12 protein-coding genes and 1 riboswitch are annotated in these 14,864 nt (G+C 64.4%); of the genes, 4 read left to right on the forward strand and 8 right to left on the reverse strand.

Annotation, left to right across the window (positions count from 1 at the left end):
• Window positions 1-55: 55 nt before the first annotated feature.
• Both ACZ0AV_RS15930 and ACZ0AV_RS15935 read right to left on the reverse strand, forming a co-directional pair.
• Entirely contained in the window at window positions 56-721 is a 666-nt protein-coding gene (locus tag ACZ0AV_RS15930; protein ID WP_499151926.1) for a lipopolysaccharide kinase InaA family protein, read from the reverse strand.
• A complete protein-coding gene (locus ACZ0AV_RS15935; protein WP_499151927.1) occupies window positions 718-1,902 on the reverse strand; it encodes an O-antigen ligase family protein in 1,185 nt (394 codons plus the stop codon). Before ACZ0AV_RS15935 ends, ACZ0AV_RS15930 begins: the two co-directional genes overlap by 4 nt.
• A 628-nt stretch (window positions 1,903-2,530) precedes the next feature.
• Here ACZ0AV_RS15935 and hldE point away from each other — a divergent pair.
• Window positions 2,531-3,952, forward strand: a complete 1,422-nt coding sequence (hldE, locus tag ACZ0AV_RS15940) for a bifunctional D-glycero-beta-D-manno-heptose-7-phosphate kinase/D-glycero-beta-D-manno-heptose 1-phosphate adenylyltransferase HldE (protein WP_499151928.1) — start codon at window positions 2,531-2,533, stop codon at window positions 3,950-3,952.
• Window positions 3,953-4,177: 225 nt separating this feature from the next.
• Here hldE and ACZ0AV_RS15945 read toward each other — a convergent pair whose 3' ends face one another.
• From ACZ0AV_RS15945 to ACZ0AV_RS15960, 4 genes are all read right to left on the reverse strand, one after another.
• On the reverse strand, window positions 4,178-5,140 hold the full coding sequence (locus ACZ0AV_RS15945; RefSeq protein WP_499151929.1) for a metal ABC transporter ATPase: 963 nt from the start codon (window positions 5,138-5,140) through the stop codon (window positions 4,178-4,180).
• 69 nt (window positions 5,141-5,209) lie between these two features.
• On the reverse strand, window positions 5,210-6,043 hold the full coding sequence (locus ACZ0AV_RS15950; protein ID WP_499151930.1) for an aldo/keto reductase: 834 nt from the start codon (window positions 6,041-6,043) through the stop codon (window positions 5,210-5,212).
• Window positions 6,043-7,215, reverse strand: coding sequence for an NAD(P)/FAD-dependent oxidoreductase (locus ACZ0AV_RS15955; protein WP_499151931.1), 1,173 nt, complete (start codon window positions 7,213-7,215; stop codon window positions 6,043-6,045). The genes ACZ0AV_RS15950 and ACZ0AV_RS15955 overlap by 1 nt, the downstream gene beginning before the upstream one ends.
• 47 nt (window positions 7,216-7,262) lie before the next feature.
• A complete protein-coding gene (locus tag ACZ0AV_RS15960; RefSeq protein ID WP_131178148.1) occupies window positions 7,263-7,595 on the reverse strand; it encodes a DMT family transporter in 333 nt (110 codons plus the stop codon).
• Between the two features lie 87 nt (window positions 7,596-7,682).
• Here ACZ0AV_RS15960 and ACZ0AV_RS15965 point away from each other — a divergent pair, with 87 nt between their 5' ends.
• Both ACZ0AV_RS15965 and waaA read left to right on the forward strand, forming a co-directional pair.
• Window positions 7,683-8,570, forward strand: a complete 888-nt coding sequence (locus ACZ0AV_RS15965; protein ID WP_499151932.1) for a LysR family transcriptional regulator — start codon at window positions 7,683-7,685, stop codon at window positions 8,568-8,570.
• A gap of 52 nt (window positions 8,571-8,622) precedes the next feature.
• On the forward strand, window positions 8,623-9,906 hold the full coding sequence (waaA, locus tag ACZ0AV_RS15970) for a lipid IV(A) 3-deoxy-D-manno-octulosonic acid transferase (protein ID WP_499151933.1): 1,284 nt from the start codon (window positions 8,623-8,625) through the stop codon (window positions 9,904-9,906).
• A 120-nt stretch (window positions 9,907-10,026) separates the two neighbouring features.
• Here waaA and ACZ0AV_RS15975 read toward each other — a convergent pair whose 3' ends face one another.
• Entirely contained in the window at window positions 10,027-11,463 is a 1,437-nt protein-coding gene (locus tag ACZ0AV_RS15975) for a TolC family outer membrane protein (protein WP_499151934.1), read from the reverse strand.
• 149 nt (window positions 11,464-11,612) lie between these two features.
• Window positions 11,613-11,719: riboswitch (TPP riboswitch) on the forward strand.
• 305 nt (window positions 11,720-12,024) lie between these two features.
• On the opposite strand from ACZ0AV_RS15975, the gene thiC reads away from it, so the two are divergent.
• Complete coding sequence (gene thiC, locus ACZ0AV_RS15980) at window positions 12,025-13,911, forward strand: phosphomethylpyrimidine synthase ThiC (RefSeq protein WP_499151935.1); 1,887 nt, start codon at window positions 12,025-12,027, stop codon at window positions 13,909-13,911.
• 44 nt (window positions 13,912-13,955) lie between these two features.
• Here the strand turns inward: thiC and ACZ0AV_RS15985 are convergent, their stop codons facing one another.
• Window positions 13,956-14,714, reverse strand: coding sequence for an RsiV family protein (locus ACZ0AV_RS15985; RefSeq protein ID WP_499151936.1), 759 nt, complete (start codon window positions 14,712-14,714; stop codon window positions 13,956-13,958).
• Between the last annotated feature and the right edge of the window lie 150 nt (window positions 14,715-14,864).

Here is a 14,864-nt window from a genome sequence, read left to right on the forward strand (position 1 = left end):
CCGGTAACGTCCCTGCTGGTATCCAGGCGCCTCCTTTGCAGGTGGGGTGCTCTGCTCACTGCGTCGCCGCAAGCCACTTTTTCAGGTCGCGGTTGAAGCGTTCGGCGCTGTGAGGGCTTACGCTCTCGGCGTAACCAGCCATCCAATCCTGCAGATGCTGTGCGGTAAGCCAGCCAATATCTTCGGCATAGCGCAATATGTGCTGCAAGTTACGGCGCCGTTTCCAGGGCGCTAACGCACGGCGCTCAAGCTTCATGTCCGACAGATCGATCAGGCCGAATCCGCCATCGGGCATGCGCAATACATTGCCGAGGTGAAGTGAACGAAAGTACACGCCGCACTCGTGCAGCTCGCCCAGAAATGCCCCAAAGCGCATCACGTCCCGGGCGCGTGTCTCGGTGTTTGCCTGGCGCAGGTGGCTGCGCAGGGTGTCGCCAGGTAATGGCTGATAGCGCACCGCGCTAAGGCGGCGTTCGCTGATCAGCAAGACTTCGACTACCTGCGGCGCGGTAATGCCCAGTTGCAACAAGCCTCTCGCATTGTCCGCAAAACGCTGCGCAGGCAAATCCCACAGATCTGACGACAACAGTCGTTTGCGCCGATAGAGTTTCAGGAAATCGCCATCTTCGAGTTGCGCGACCTTGATGCCAAGGCCATCTTCTTCGATGGTCTTGGCACTCTTGAGCAGTTCGTCCAGTTTGGCGGGTTCGATGCGCTTCATGTTGGCGTCTGCCTGTGGCGGATGGAAAGCGCGCAAAGCAGCGCCAGCGGTACCCATATCAGGAACCAGCTCTCATTGGGGCGAGAAAGATAATTGCCGCCTTCGGTCAGCCCGGCGCAAAGCCCATAGACCAATAACGCCGATGCGATCTGAAAGCGTGGTTCGGCCCGAAGGCGTAGGCAGCGCGAGAGCGCCAGGGCGTACATGGCTGCCCACAAGCCAAGACCGACCAGTCCCAGCTCAAGAAGTACGGCAAGCTCGACGTTGTGGGGGTCATGCAGCGCATAGCCTACGCCGGGAATGTTGAATTCGAATTTGCTCTCGTAACCGGCCCCGAACCAAAGGTGCTGGCCGGCCTGACGCACGGCGTCGCTCCACAGCTCCGGGCGGTAAGACATCCCCCGTTGTAGCAGTATCTCAGGGTAAGCCAGGTAGACGGCGACAGCGCCGGTGACTAGGCCGCCGACCAGAAGCAAGGCGCGTTTTCCGCTCATTAGCAACATCCAGACGCTGGTAAGCGCCAGCCCCATCAACGGCGTTCTCGAGCCGGTGGCGAGCAATGCGGCGACAATAGGCAGTGCCATGAGGATTGGTAGCCAGTCGTGGCGCTCATTACGCGATAGCCATGCTGCCACCCAGTAAGTGCACAGAAAACCCAGCAGGTGGGAGGTCAGCAATGGATTGCGCAGGGCCCCACTGCCGACGAGTCGCTCGCCTGGCGTTGCGTACGACACGAACCAGATGACATTGACGAGCGCTGCCAGTGCGCCAATACCCGCGCCGACGCGCAAGGTGTTCAGCAGCAGGGTTTCGCTTTTGAGTGCTATCAGTGCGCATCCCGCGAACAGCATGAATACGTAGAGAGGGCGCTTGGCGAGGCTGCCGACGCCATCGTCGGCTTGAGTCCAGGCCAGGCTGAGCAGCAACCAGGCGCTGAAGGCCAGAAATGTCAGCAAGACCGGCTCACGTAAGACAGGCCTCATCTGCCAAGGCGCCATCGCCATGGCTAGCAACGCAGGCACGGCAAACAGGGCGTAGTAGAACTTGGTGTATTGGCTGCCGCCAGTGGCCCAAAACAAGCCGGTCAGCAAAACCAAGTAACCCAATACGAGCCAGCGGCCAACGACGAAATCATGTAGCCGCGAGCGGATGGGGCTCTTTTGTGAGTTCGTTACCTGCACGAGGTGATCCCGGAGTGTCGACAAAAAGGGCGTTATCTTAAAGCATCACTGCGCAACTGGCAGTGGATGCTGTGCCAGTCTTGTCGGCTTTTTGTCGGTAATCCATTTTCCTGAGTAGGCATCAGCGCTATTGAAGCCTCTCCGGCGTGCCCACCCAGTTTTGGGTCTTTCAGTTGCACCGCCATCAGGCAGAGATCAGTTGCGCTTTTAACTCCAGCTCCTTTGCAGGTTGGCTGATGTCCAGATTTTTTCCTGGTGGATATGCAGGAGCGGCGAGTTGCCAGCCATGATTCCGATCTGCCTTGTGGAGCCGGCAAGTTGAACTGGTGATCGATGTGCGTCAGCACAATGGAACTCCCCACACGGCGATTAAGTGCTGGTCGACGAGAATCAGGCGTTCAAACACCACTGCCCTGTGGAAGCGGTTGCGTCCACTCAGGGGTGCCTGGCGGCGCACCGCTGACTTCAGGCGGGCGAGGATGCGTTCTTCTGCAAGGCGTTACGCCGGCACGGGCTATTATTGGGGTAGGCCCTCTGAGTCAATGGGCGTTTCACCAAGGGCCCACAGCGGAGTGGCAATGGTCAGTGTGCTATTCTCCGCGACGATTTTGCATTCCGGAGTTTCCGCATGAAGTTATCCATGCCCCGTTTCGATCAGGCCCCCGTTCTCGTCGTGGGCGATGTCATGCTTGATCGTTATTGGCACGGCGCTACCTCGCGTATTTCGCCTGAGGCTCCGGTGCCGGTGGTCAAGGTCGAACAGATCGAGGATCGCCCGGGTGGTGCGGCCAACGTTGCGCTGAATATCGCGGCGTTGGGTGCGCCTGCCGTGCTGGTGGGCGTCACCGGTCAGGACGAGGCGGCAGAAAGCCTGCGCCAGAGTCTGGAAGCCGTTGGCGTGAAAACCTACTTCCAGCGTATCGACAGCCAGCCGACCATCGTCAAGCTGCGAGTGATGAGCCGCCATCAGCAACTGCTGCGCATGGACTTCGAAGAACCGTTCCATACCGACGCCGATGCGCTGGCGCGCCAGGTCGAAGCGTTGCTCGATCAGGTCAAGGTGCTGGTGCTGTCCGACTACGGTAAGGGCGCCCTGCAGAACCATCAGGTGCTGATCAAGGCTGCGCGGGCGCGGGGCATTCCGGTGCTGGCCGACCCCAAAGGCAAGGACTTCTCCATCTACCGCGGTGCCAGTCTGATCACGCCCAACCTCAGTGAGTTCGAGCTGATCGTGGGGCGTTGCGAGGACGAAACCGAGCTGGTCAGCCGGGGTGCTCGCCTGATGCGCGAGCTCGATCTGGGCGCGTTGCTGGTTACCCGCGGTGAGCATGGCATGACGCTGCTGCGCCCGGATCATGCCCCTTTGCACCTGCCAGCCCGTGCCCGTGAGGTGTTCGACGTGACCGGCGCCGGGGATACGGTCATTTCGACACTGGCGGCCTCCATCGCCGCCGGCGAGGAGCTGCCACAGGCCGTTGCCCTGGCCAACCTCGCTGCGGGCATCGTCGTCGGCAAGCTGGGCACCGCGGCAATCAGCACCCCCGAACTGCGTCGCGCAGTGCAGCGCGAAGAGGGTTCGGAGCGCGGCGTGTTGAGCCTGGAGCAGTTGCTGCAGGCCACCGAGGATGCGCGCGCCCATGGCGAAAAGATCGTGTTCACCAATGGGTGCTTCGACATTCTGCACGCCGGCCACGTGACCTACCTGGAGCAGGCTCGCGCCCAGGGCGATCGGCTGGTGGTGGCCATCAACGACGACGCCTCGGTCAGTCGGCTGAAAGGTCCGGGGCGTCCGATCAATGCCGTGGACCGCCGCATGGCGGTACTGGCAGGGCTGGGCGCCGTGGATTGGGTGGTGAGTTTCAGCGAGGACACGCCCGAGCGCCTGCTCAAGCAGGTGCAGCCTGACGTGCTGGTCAAGGGTGGGGATTACGGCATTCACCAGGTGGTCGGCGCCGACATCGTGATGGCCTACGGCGGTGAGGTACGGGTGTTGGGGCTGGTGGAGAACAGCTCCACCACTGCCATCGTCGAGAAGATCCGCAGCCGTTAAGCCGATAGCCCAGCATGCCGTGCGCCGAGGCCTCGGTGCGCTGCGCGGGTTAACAGCCTCAACAGGCACCCGAGCCCGCGGGCGGATAGTCCGCTCGACACGCGCGGGGTTTGCATGGGTTTGGAAAACCGCCATGGCGCATCTCGACACACAATAGGCGAGCATCAGCCAATCGGCGGTTTTCCAGGCTGCAATCCTGATGATTGGGGTGGCTCGCGGCCGCCCTCAGACCGCCGCGGCGTCCAGGCGCACATTGGGCGCCAGCACCGTACCCACGCGGCCGGTGCCGGGGCCTGCCTTGTGGGCCTTTGGTGCAAGGCTCTGCTGCGCCAGCCAATCGCGCCAGCGAATGCGCTCATCGCGCACCAGCCAGCCATCCTGTGGGGCAAAGCTTTCCGCCAGCCACAGGCCGCGGGTGCTGGCTGGTACCAGTTGGCCCTGGCGCAAGGTCAGCAGTTGGGCAGTAGGGCGGCCCTGTTCCAGGGGGATCAGATAGAGGTCCGGGCGAGCATGATCCAGGCGGGCGACCAGCTTGCCGTTCTCCAGGTGTTCGTCCACGTGCAGCAAGCTCGGCTGCCTGGCTTCCCTGGGCAGCTCAAGGCGCAGGTCATAAACCAGCTGCAGCGAGGCGGTCGGCACGTGCACATAGGCGCGCGGGCGCTCCAGTAGAGTGAGGTTGCCGCATTGCACCGGGCGTGCTGCTCCCGAGCGGGGACTGAGCCGGTAGTGCACGCCATCACGGTACTTCAACGCGCCCTCGTAGGGCGCCGGCAGCCAGGTGTCGCCGAAGCGGCCGTGCAGCCAGCCTTCACTGGTTTCCAGCAGGCATTCTTCGGCCACCTCCTGGAGAGCGGTCAGCAACGGCAGGTTGAGTTCGTGGGCCGGTACATAGCCGGAAATCAGCTTGAGCACGACGTCGCCCCGGTCGAGGCGGCGCTGGCGCACCAGCAGCCAGTAATCATTGCCCTGCCAGTTCAGGGTCAGGCGCACGGAGACGCCGAGGTTGGCCAGTTCGACGGCGAAATGCTGGCTGTCGGTCAGCTCGACGGGTTTGCGGCGTTGGAGCATCTCGCTGAAGTTCAGCGGACGGCCCAGGCTCTGGTAGACGATGCCGTCGGGCGAGGCTTCGACGAACAGTGGCAGGGTCTTGAATACGGCTGGGTCTGTACGGGAAATGATGCGCGGCATGTCGGCTCCTTCTTGCGTCGGGGTCGGCCGCATAAGCGGCATTGGCGGCGTGCAGCGCACGCCGATCCGTCATTCTCCTGATGCTATGTGACCGCTGTTGGTGGCCGCAATCACTTCAGCGGCCACGGCAACATTGTGTGCCAAGTGCAGCGGGTTGATCGTGCCGACGATGGCGCTGCCAACCCCGGCGTGGCCGAAGATCAGTTCGAAACTCGCCCGGACCGGATCGACGCCGCTCTCCAGGCAGACGTGGCCGCTGGCCAGAGCCTTCTTGATCAGGATGCCCTTGGCGTGACGGGCAGCATAGTCCAATACCGGCCGCTCATGCTGCTCGCCGAGGTTGTAGGTCACCATGGCGCAGTCGCCGCGCTCCAGAGCCAGCAGGGCGCCTTCGACGGTCTTGCCGGAGAAGCCAAACCCGCGAATCAGCCCGGCCTGCTTGAGTTCAGCGAGGGTGTCATAGACGCCTTCGTCGCGCAGGATCGACACGTCATCACCATTGGAATGCACGAGAACGAGGTCGATGTAGTCCGTTTCCAGGCGTTGCAGGCTGCGTTGCACCGAGCGACGGGTGTGCGCGCTGGAAAAGTCGAAGTGCGACAGCCCGCCGTCGAACTCCTCGCCAACCTTGCTGACGATCACCCAGTCCTGACGTCGGCCGCGTAACAGGGGCCCGAGGCGCTGTTCGCTGATGCCATAGGCCGGAGCGGTATCGAGCAAGTTGATGCCCAGCTCGCGGGCCAGGTCCAGTAACTGTCGCGCCTGCTGATCATCGGGAATGGCAAAGCCGTTGGGGTATTTGACGCCCTGGTCGCGGCCGAGCTTGACGGTGCCCAGGCCCAGCGGCGAAACACGCAGGCCAGTGGAGCCCAGTGGGCGGTGCAGGCTGTGCAGGTCGCGCATCAGAAGGCGGTCTCCCAGGCGGTGCGGCCAATGACGGGGCGCGGCAGGTCGGACGCCGTGGCGTGATCGGTAGGGCGGATGCCGTCGCGTTCGAGGTTGTTCAGCACGCGATCGGCAAAGTCCGGCGCCAGGGCCAATTTGGTTGGCCAACCAACCAGCAGCGGGCCCTGATCGCTGAGAAAGGCGTTGTCCGGACGAACCAGGCCGCTTTGCGCCGGCTCGGCGCGCTCCACCCGCAGGGTGGCGAACTGCGCGCTGGAGAGGTCAACCCAGGGCAAAAGCTGGCCGAGCTCCTTGCGCGCCGCGTCGATCTGCGCCGCTTCGTCACGCGCTACGCCATCCGCTTCGGCCAGGTCACCGCCCAGGTACCAGACCCACTCACCATCAGCGCTCGGATGGCTGGTGACGGTGATCCGCGGCTTGGGCCCGCCGCCCAGGCAGTGGGCGTAGAGCGGCTTCAGGCTCGGCCCCTTGACCATCACCATGTGCAGCGGGCGCAGTTGCTGGCTGGGTTGGGCGATGTTCAGGCTGCTCAGCAGGTCAGCATTGCCACGGCCCGCACTGAGCACGATGCGCTGGGCGCGTATCTCTCGGCCATCGACGCGCAGGCCAGCCAGTTGCCCGTTTTCGTGCAGGGGCCGGATGTCGTCGGCGGCAAGCAGGCTGTCACCGGCCAGTTCGGCCAGGCGGGCTATCAGGCTCGGCACGTCGACCACCAGTTCCGCCAGGCGATAGACCTTGCCCTTGAATTTCGGATGTTGCAGCGCAGGTGGCAATTGCTCGCCCTTGACCTGATCGACCCGGCCGCGCACAGCCTTGCTGGCGAAGAAACTGGTGAGGTTGCCGGCCAGGGTGCCGGGCGACCAGAGGTAGTGAGCGTCCGAGAGCAGGCGCACGCCAGACAGGTCCAGTTCACCGCTGCCATCGAGCGCTTCACGCCAGCGTCGCGGCATGTCGGCGATGGCTTCGGAGGCGCCGCTCAGCGCACCATGCAGGGCGTATTTGGCGCCGCCATGGATGATCCCTTGGGACTTGACGCTCTGCCCGCCGCCCAGGCTTTCACGCTCTATCAGCAGCGTGGCGTAGCCCTTGGCCCGCAGGCGCGCATTCAGCCACAGGCCGGCGACACCGCCGCCGACGATCAGGACGTCTGTGCTCAGAGCTTGGGACATGCGGGCGCCTCGTCAGAAAAACAGGTGGGCAGTATAACCCGTCGCGCTCAATGCCCGGTGACGCGGGAGAACAGCTGGATCACCACCACACCACTGACGATCAGGCCCATGCCCAGCACCGCGGGCAGGTCAGGCTTCTGACCGTAGACGAACATCGCCGCGATGCTGACCAGCACGATGCCCAGCCCGGCCCAGATGGCGTAGGCGATGCCCACGGGGATGGTACGTACCACCAGAATCAGCATCCAGAAGGCGATGCTGTAACCAACGATCACCAGCAGCAGGGGCAGGGGTTTGTTGAAGCCGTCAACCGCCTTCATGGAGGTGGTGGCGACCACTTCGGCGGCAATCGCCAGGGCGAGATAGAGATAACCATTCATCGGCAGCACTCCTCTGGTATAGGCGGCCGATTTTACGCGCCATATGAGTTAGGTAAACTCATTACCTATCTGCCGTGGAGATAGGTAATGCGCTGGAGTCTTGAGCAACTGGAGGTATTCGTCGCCGTCGCAGAAGGTAACTCCTTCTCGGCAGTGGCGCGGCGCCTTGGCCGCGTGCAGTCGGCGGTCAGCCACGCGATTGCCGCCCTGGAAGACGACCTTGCGGTGCGATTGTTCGAGCGCAGCAGTGGCCGGCAGCCGCGCCTGACCGAGGCCGGCCAGGCGCTGCTCGAAGAGGCACGCGAGTTGCTGCGCCAGTCCGAGCGCCTGGAAGGCCGCGCGCTCGGGCTGTCGCGAGGCGAGGAGGTGTGTTTGCGCCTGGCGTCGGACGAGGCGCTGCCGATGCCGCCGGTACTCGCCAGCCTGGAAGCGCTGGCCCAGGCCTTTGCGCAGGTCGAATTGCAGATGACCAGCGGCGGGCAGGGCATGGTGGCGCGGCAACTGCTGGAACGCCGCGCCGACCTCGGCCTGCTGTTTCATCACGAGGGCATGCCGGCGGAACTGGAGCGCCGGCGCCTGGGCATGGTGGACATGGTGATGGTCTGTGGGGCTGGCCATCCACTGGCGCAGGCCCGCTCCGTCGACCGGCGCAAGCTGGCCCAACACCGGCAACTGTTGATCACCCTGCAGGACAGCCACTACCCCGGTAACGAGCGGATCAGCCCGACGGCCTGGCGCACGGACAGCTTCTACGTAATGGCCGAGCTGTTGATGCGCGACCTGGGCTGGGCCTGCCTGCCACGGCATGTGGCGCAGTACTCGGCGTATCTGGGCCGCCTGGTGGAGCTCGACAGTGACTGGATCGCTCCGCCGCTGCCGGTGGAGCTGGTGTTCCGGCGTGATGAGGCGCTGGGCCCGGCCGCCCAATGGCTGGCCAATGACCTGGCGGAGCGTTTGCGCGTGCTGGGGCCCTGATGGTGCGTCGTCTTCTTGTGCTGCAATGGTCGCCGCCCTAAGCTTCGCCGCCATGAACCGACATCTCTATACCCTGCTGTTTCATCTCTGCCTGCCGCTCGTCATCCTGCGTCTGCTCTGGCGTGCCTGGCGCGCGCCGGCATACTCCCGGCGCATCGGCGAGCGTTTCGCGGTTGGCCTGCCAGCGCTGCGCCCGGGCGGCATCTGGGTGCACGCCGTGTCGGTCGGCGAAAGCATCGCCGCGGCGCCGCTGGTTCGCGAGCTGCTGGCGCGCTACCCGGATCTGCCGATCACCCTGACCTGCATGACTCCGACCGGCTCCGAGCGCATTCGCGCACTGTTTCCCGGGGCGCAGTTTGCCGGTCGCGTGCAGCACTGCTACCTGCCCTATGACCTGCCCTGGGCCGCGGCGCGCTTTCTCAAACAGGCGCAGCCCCGGCTGGCGGTCATCATGGAGACCGAGCTGTGGCCCAACTACATCCACCAATGTGCCCGCCGGGGCATTCCGGTGGCGCTGGCCAATGGTCGGTTGTCCGCGCGCTCGGCCAGGGGCTACGGGCGCTTTGCCAGGCTCACCGCGCCGATGCTCGCCGAATTGAACCTGCTCGCGGTGCAGACGCAGGTGGAGGCCGAGCGGTTCATCGCGCTTGGTGCCCGGCCCACTGCCGTTGAGGTGACCGGCTCGATCAAGTTCGACCAGCAGGTGGATGCCGACGTGCTGGCTCGTGCCAGCGCCTTGCGCGAACAGTGGCAGGCGCAGCGGCGGCCCGTGTGGATCGCCGCCAGTACCCGTGAGGGGGAAGACGCGCTGGTGATCCAGGCGCATCAGCAACTGCTCGCCACGCACCCGGATGCCCTGTTGATTCTGGTACCACGGCATCTGGAGCGCTTCGACAGCGCTGCCGCGCAGTTGCGTGACGCGGGCCTGAGCGTCGTGCGGCGCTCCTCCGGCGCGGCCGTTGGTGGCGAAGTACAGGTACTGCTTGGCGACAGCATGGGCGAGTTGATGTTTCTGTACGCGCTGGCCGATATCGCCTTCGTCGGGGGCAGCCTGGTCGAGGCCGGCGGGCACAACCCTCTGGAGCCGGCGGCGCTTGGGCTTCCAGTCATCATGGGGCCGCACCGTTTCAATTTTCTGGAGATTACGGCCCAGTTGCTTGAACGCGGTGCGCTCTGCGAAGTGGCTGACGCCGAGGCGCTCGGTGCGCAGGTAGCGGCGCTGCTGGGTGAGCCGGCGCGGGCTGTGGCGATGCGTGAGGCTGGGTTGGCGGTCTTGAAGGCTAATCAGGGCGCCTTGCAGCGTCTATTGGATGGGCTGGGGCGGCTGATCGGTTAGGGCGCAGGTGCCAGCACCAATTCCCTGGGTGTCGCTGCGCTCGACCCAGGCTACGGGTTGCGGCCTGTGTCAGGGTGAAAGACGCCTCACCCGTCCACCCTGTGCGGCGCCGGTCGCGGATTACTCTTCGCCTTGCAGCCGCGCTTCGCCGGCCTTGGCCAGGTCCGTGGGCAGGAAGTCGCGATCAGGGTTGTAGTCCGGCTTCAGGTAGGCGCCCAGGGCTTCGAGGTCGGCCGGGCTGAGCGTGCCGGCTGCCTGTTTCAGGCGCAGGTTGTTGAGGATGTAGTCGTAGCGGGCGTCGTTGTAGTTGCGCACCGCGCTGTACAACTGACGCTGGGCATCGAGTACGTCGACGATGTTGCGGGTGCCGACCTGGTAGCCGATTTCCGTGGCTTCCAGCGCGCTCTGGTTAGAGATGATCGACTGCCGGCGCGCCTGCACGGTTTCCACATCGGTATTCACCGCGCGATACAGGTTGCGGGTGTTCTGCACGACCTCGCGGCGCAGTCCTTCGCGGCGCTGCTCGGACTGGCTGAGGCGCTGATACGCTTCGCGGGCCTGAGAACTGGTCAGGCCGCCGCTGTACAGCGGGATATTCAGCTCCAGGCCAATGCTGCGTTGCGACACGTCGCTGCCGTAGATCGGCTCGTTGGGCCGGCCCGAGTTGGTGAAGCCCAGGTTGTCGTTGTCGCCGCGTTGGTAGCTGGCCACCGCGTCGAGGGTCGGTGCATGGCCGGCCTTGCGCTGGCGCAGGGTTTCCTCGGCGGCATTGACCGCAAAGTTGCTGGCCTGCAGGTTGAGGTTCTGCGCCGCGGCGGTGTTGACCCAGGCGGTGGCGTCGTTGGGCATCGGGGTGAGAATCGGCAGGCTGTGCTGAATGCCTTCGACGCTGCGGTATTCGCGGTTGGTCAGGGTGATCAGCGCCTCGAAGGCGTCATCGACCTGGCGCTGGGCAATGATGCGATTCGCCCGCGCCGTGTCGAAACCGGCCTGGGCCTGGAGCACGTCTGTCTTGTCCGACAGGCCGACGTCGAAACGCTCGTTGGCTTGATCCAGCTGGCGATTGAAGGCCGCTTCCTCTGCCTTGGTCGAGGCTAGGTTGTCCTGGGCGCGCAGCACCGAGAAGTAGGCTTCGGCACTTTGCAGGATCAGGTTCTGCTCGGTTGCCGACAGCTCCAGCGCCGCCTGCTCGCTGACCGCCTCGGCGGCCTGTAGCTGGAACCAGCGGTCGGCCCGGAACAGCGGCTGGCTGAGGTTGGCCTGGTACACGGTGCCGCTGCGTGACAGGGTGGCAGCCGGCCGTTCCAGCACGGTGCGCGTGTCCTGCACCTGAGCGCCGGCGCTCAGGTTCGGCAGCAGGCCGGCGCGGGCCTGGGGCACGCCCTCGCGGCGCGCCTGAAAATCGGCCCGGGCGGCGGCCAGGTCGGCATTGTTGGCGGCGGCCTCCTGGTACACCGACATCAGGTCGGTGCGCACCGACAGCGGCGCGGGGTCTGCCCAGGCCGTGGCGGTTGAGGCGGCAGTCACGGCAACGGCCAGGGAGAGTCTGCGCAGCATGTCGATGGTCCTAGAGGGGCAGTAGCAGGCGAGACTATGCCGGGCCACCGGGGTGGTCAAGGCACGCTGCGCCGGCGAAGCCAGCGTCACTATCCGACCTGCGGGTCCTGTGCTCATTGCTGCCGCTGGCCGCTGTGCGTATGCTGATCGAGTTCTTGTCGGGGTGCCTCGAAGCAGAGGCTGAGATCGGAGAGTTCCGGATCCCGTTGAACCTGATCAGGTTAAGGCCTGCGTAGGGAACAAGAGGTATCCGCCTCTACAGATCGTTTGAAAACGTAGGCGAGGCAGTCAGCGCAAGGCAGAAACGGGCGAAAAAGCGCAATGTACGCGTTGTACATGAGCATTTTGAGACCGTTATCAACGCCGCGATGACAAGGCAGCTGGTTTTTTAGCGATCTGCCCGGTGGATACCCCCGCACCGCATTCGTGGTGCGCCCGCGCCCTGGCTGTTCGATCATGCCGGCGCTCTTCACGGCTCCAGCATGCTCAGACTGCCACGGCGTGGCGTTGCTTCATCACGTCCATCAGGTTCGCTCCGACATCAAGCCGAGGAGCCAGCCGATGAGCAGCAAACAACAACAGCAGAATCTCAGTGAGTCCGCCCAGGTCGACCAGCAGTCGATCCAGCCCTTTCCCCGTTCGCAAAAAATCTACGTGCAGGGCTCGCGCCCGGATATCCGCGTGCCGATGCGCGAGATCAGCCTGGATGTGACGCCCACCGACTTCGGTGGTGAGATCAACGCGCCGGTCACCGTCTACGACACCTCCGGCCCCTACACCGACCCGAGCGTGACCATCGATGTGCGCAAGGGCCTGCCCGATGTGCGCTCGGCGTGGATCGAAGACCGCGGCGACACCGAGCGCTTAGGCGGCCTGTCCTCCGAATTCGGCCAGCGCCGCCTGGCCGATGAAGAGTTGACCAAGATGCGCTTCGCCCACGTGCGCAACCCGCGTCGCGCCAAACCCGGCAAGAACGTCAGCCAGATGCACTACGCGCGCCAGGGCATCATCACCCCGGAGATGGAATACATCGCCATCCGCGAGAACATGAAGCTCGCCGAGCACCGCGCGGCGGGCCTGCTCAAGGAACAGCACGGCGGCAACAGCTTCGGCGCCAGCATCCCCAAGGAAATCACCGCCGAGTTCGTGCGCGACGAAGTGGCCCGTGGTCGCGCGATCATTCCTGCCAACATCAACCACACCGAGCTGGAGCCGATGATCATCGGCCGCAACTTCCTGGTGAAAATCAACGGCAATATCGGCAACTCGGCGCTGGGGTCGAGCATCGAGGAGGAGGTCGCCAAGCTGACCTGGGGCATCCGCTGGGGTTCGGATACGGTGATGGACCTGTCCACCGGCAAGCATATCCACGAAACCCGCGAGTGGATCATTCGCAACTCGCCGGTGCCGATCGGTACCGTGCCGATCTACCAGGCGTTGGAGAAGGTCAATGGCGTGGCCGAAGACCTGACCTGGGAGCTGTTTCGCGACACCCTGATCGAGCAGGCCGAGCAGGGCGTGGACTACTTCACCATCCACGCCGGCGTATTGCTGCGCTATGTGCCGCTGACCGCCAAGCGCGTGACCGGCATCGTCAGCCGCGGCGGCTCGATCATGGCCAAGTGGTGCCTGGCGCACCACAAGGAGAACTTCCTCTACACCCATTTCGACGACATCTGCGAAATCATGAAGGCCTATGACGTCAGCTTCTCGCTGGGTGATGGCCTGCGCCCCGGCTCGATTGCCGACGCCAACGATGCCGCGCAGTTCGGCGAGCTGGAAACCCTCGGCGAGCTGACCAAGATCGCCTGGAAGCATGACGTGCAGTGCATGATCGAAGGCCCTGGCCACGTGCCCATGCAACTGATCAAGGAGAACATGGACAAGCAGCTCGAATGCTGCGACGAGGCGCCGTTCTACACCCTCGGCCCGCTGACCACCGACATCGCCCCGGGTTACGACCACATCACCTCGGGCATCGGCGCGGCGATGATCGGCTGGTTCGGTTGCGCCATGCTCTGCTACGTCACGCCCAAGGAGCACCTGGGCCTGCCCAACAAGGATGACGTGAAGACCGGCATCATCACCTACAAGATCGCCGCCCATGCGGCAGACCTGGCCAAGGGGCACCCGGGCGCGCAGATTCGCGACAACGCGCTCTCCAAGGCGCGCTTCGAGTTTCGCTGGGAAGACCAGTTCAACCTCGGCCTGGATCCCGATACCGCGCGTTCGTACCACGACGAGACGCTGCCGAAGGACTCGGCCAAGGTCGCGCATTTCTGCTCCATGTGCGGGCCGAAGTTCTGCTCGATGAAAATCACCCAGGAGGTGCGCGAATACGCCAAGGAAAACGGCCTGTCCGATGAGAGCAAGGCGGTCGAAGCCGGCTTCAAGGAGCAGGCCGAGCGCTTCAAGGAAGAAGGCTCGGTGATCTACCGGCAGGTGTGACGCTCGGCAGGGTGAACGGCAGATTGCCATTCACCCGCCCTCTCTCAGCGGGCCGCTGCGCCGGGCATGTAGGCCGGGCGCAGGATGCCCTGCAGCTGGGTGTAGGGGATCTTGATTTCGGGGTGGCCGTCGGAATAGGGCGCCAGGCGCGCAACATCGTATTTGAGCATCACTGCATCGCGGTTCAGGGCGATGTTCGGGGTGCGCTCGAACGGCCAGGTCTGGCGGTATTCGGCGTCGTCGCCATGGCCCTGGGTGATCAGCCAGGCCTGGTGGGCGCGCTGGGCGATCCGCCAGAACGCGGCTTCCTCGCCGGGGACCAGCATGTCCTGCAGGCTCAGCACCTGATTCAGCTCGCGGTCGTAGTTCAGGTAGGTACGACCCGGCACGCCGTGGGCGCCGCCGATGAAGTGGTAGCTGGACAGCTCGATCACCACCAGACGGCCATGCTGGCCGAGTACCTTGGCTTGCAGATAACTGACCCAGCCGGGTTTGCCATTGGCCAGGAAGTCACGTTCGTGATCGGCCAATGATTGTGGCCGGGTGCCCGTGGCGGCACCCACCAGGCCGAGCAGGGTCGATTCGATTCGGGCGTTGAGCGCGGGGTTGTCGACCGGGCGCTGCAATTCGATATTGACCAGCGGGCAGTCCTGAGCGGCGCAGCCTGGTGCTTTGTGCTCCCAGCGCTCATGGCTGGTGGCAAGGGCTGGCGGCGTGCCGGGACCGGACAGGCTCTGGCAGGCGCCGAGCAGCAGGCTCAGGCCGAGGAGGGCACCGAGGCGGGCAATGGAGGTTGATTTCATGCAGAAAAAGCCGTTGGCAGAGGACGGGCGTTCGACTGCCTGACGGCAGGGGAGTTCGCGATTATTCGCCAATACCAGCGGATCGGCCAGGCTTTCGATGCATCGCTTGCGGGAGAGGCTAAACAGCCCCTAGGATGCGTTCAATGTGCA

This window comes from Pseudomonas sp. AC532, from assembly GCF_979258965.1.